Origin of the sequence: Pseudoalteromonas sp. RB2-MNA-CIBAN-0110 (assembly GCF_040309305.1) — a bacterium.
Lineage (GTDB): Bacteria > Pseudomonadota > Gammaproteobacteria > Enterobacterales > Alteromonadaceae > Pseudoalteromonas > Pseudoalteromonas arctica.
In genome coordinates this window covers 1-2,007 of the sequence record NZ_JBEOOQ010000081.1, presented here as the reverse complement: position 1 = coordinate 2,007, position 2,007 = coordinate 1, and the positions used below count along the sequence as shown (strand labels likewise).

Annotated in this window: 3 protein-coding genes; 1 reads left to right on the top strand and 2 read right to left on the bottom strand. The window is 32.1% G+C overall.

From position 1 onward, the window contains the following. Positions 1-153: 153 nt before the first annotated feature. The gene (locus tag AAEY68_RS20600; protein ID WP_024594455.1) at positions 154-561 is read right to left on the bottom strand and encodes a DUF2384 domain-containing protein; all 408 of its coding nucleotides are present in this window, start codon (positions 559-561) and stop codon (positions 154-156) included. 20 nt (positions 562-581) lie between these two features. Beyond that, entirely contained in the window at positions 582-1,100 is a 519-nt protein-coding gene (locus AAEY68_RS20595; RefSeq protein WP_024594456.1) for a hypothetical protein, read from the bottom strand. 114 nt (positions 1,101-1,214) lie between these two features. Here AAEY68_RS20595 and AAEY68_RS20590 point away from each other — a divergent pair, with 114 nt between their 5' ends. Next, positions 1,215-1,454, top strand: a complete 240-nt coding sequence (locus tag AAEY68_RS20590; protein ID WP_347155722.1) for a helix-turn-helix domain-containing protein — start codon at positions 1,215-1,217, stop codon at positions 1,452-1,454. Positions 1,455-2,007 lie beyond the last annotated feature (553 nt).

Below are 2,007 nucleotides of genomic sequence, written 5' to 3'. Positions count from 1 at the left end.
TCGCTTTAGCATTTACTATGATGTGGCTACCAATGTGGGCTGATTAATATATATACTACAAAGATCAACAGCCCCTAATAATTGAAACTACAACAGTACGTTTAAAGAGAGCTTTAACTATTTTTATTTATATACAGAGCAAAATGAAAGGTACTAATTTTTAATGATTTCATCTGTGATTTGACTATCTAAGTATTTCCTTACTTGAGGTAAGTTATTTGCGCTATCTTTTAAGATGAAATCTAATGCAGAGCTGTTGTCAAATATCTGATTTTCTCTTGTTATCCATGCATGAGCTAATTTTTTATCTGAAAAAAGCGTTCCAAGTGCTTTGTATATTCCTAAGACATACGAGATACGCAATAAAGTATCATCGGATAAAGTTATTATTATGTCTTGTTTCCAGCTTTTAAATAATTGTTCAGATGACTGACCAAGTAAATTCGTTTGCTCCTTTTTTGTAACTTCCCATTTCGTCATGATGTTAAAAAAAACACGCAAAGCAATCTCTGAGGTTCTTTTAGGGTTTTTATTTAATATTTCATGCTTTAAAAGTGACATAAATACACTCTTGTATTTGCTCAGTTGTTTTGAGCGAAAGAATAGCTATTGAGCTTATATAAGCCAAGTAGCGTGTTAATTGTAGATATCTTATTTTGTAAAAAATATACCCTTTCTTTTTTGATCAGATACTCTAATTGGGTTTCTTTTTCTAGAGTTTTCCCTAATATTACGTCAATATTGTAGGGAACTAGTGTTGCTCTGCATTTTATCATCTCTAAATCACATAGTGCTTTCTGCATATCAAGAGCTAAAACAAAACTGAAATGCAGCTCCTTTTCTACTTCAAGTATGTGATGTGGTTTGTAGAATAAATCTGTTTTTTTATATCTGATGCCTTTAGAGTATGTTGATATGATCAGTAAAGATTTTTTTGTAAGCTTTTCTAAATATAGTGAAACCAGTTTTTCTATTTGCTCAAAGCGAAAGTATTTAGCAATTTCTAATTTCGTAAAATCATCACATATCTTCGAAGAATAAATATACACTGTTTTTTTTGAATCAATAATTTCATGAATAATAGAATTTACATCTGCCATATATCACCTCACTTCCTTTATTATGACTAATAAGTCATTTTTTATGTAATATAGTGCATATGAGCTGTATTGGCAATATGGGATCATCCTATTAAAAAATAGGGTTTGATCTTAATGGTTCATGTAAACAAATTAATTGGCAAAAATATAAAATTAGCGCGAGTAAAAAAAGATTGGAGTCAAGCCGATCTTGCTCACCGACTTGATGTAGAGCAAAGCTATATTAGTAGGGTTGAATCAGGTTTAGTGGCTGCTTCGTGCGAAAGAATATATGAGATAATTCACTTACTTGATTGTGAGTCCACCGATATCTTCCCTCCAGCGAAACCTACAAAAACTAGGTTTAATGGATAATATTTTTATTGGACCGAAGTTCATGACATTTACATCAGGAACCAAGAATCCTCTCGATTAAATAAATAACAATGAGATAAGAGCTTTTAAAGTAAACGTGTGGCCAGAATCACTGCACAACTACAATTTGTCAGGTACAGTCAAAGTTAAGGACGATCTTCTTTATCACACTCAGCTATACATAAAAGAATCGAAAATATAGAAATGCATATTCACTCTTTAAAGCAAGTAGTCGAAAACTACCAGAGCGAGGCAGCTTGAAGAGAATAAAGGCTTGAATTACTAAAGGTGCTTATTCTAAAAAAACAATAAGCTGTAAGCTAACAGAAATAAAATTTAACAAAGCACTAAACTTACTTCTGGAAATATTAGATCTCCCTCATTAAATCCAACTTATGGATAAGCATCTCGTATAAAGCACTCAAATAAACTATATTCTAATGCTCACTTCGTGAGGACTATTGAAACAGCTAAAAGTATCTAGCGTCAATTAACTTGGCCGGTTCCGCGTCAATTATCGTGGCCGGTTGACACCGAATTTCATTTGCTCTTA

Bases quoted from the DNA above. Each gene is read 5' to 3' on its own strand.
- AAEY68_RS20600 (WP_024594455.1), bottom strand. From the start codon at position 561: ATGTCACTTTTAAAGCATGAAATATTAAATAAAAACCCTAAAAGAACC.
- AAEY68_RS20595 (WP_024594456.1), bottom strand. From the start codon at position 1,100: ATGGCAGATGTAAATTCTATTATTCATGAAATTATTGATTCAAAAAAA.
- AAEY68_RS20590 (WP_347155722.1), top strand. From the start codon at position 1,215: ATGGTTCATGTAAACAAATTAATTGGCAAAAATATAAAATTAGCGCGA.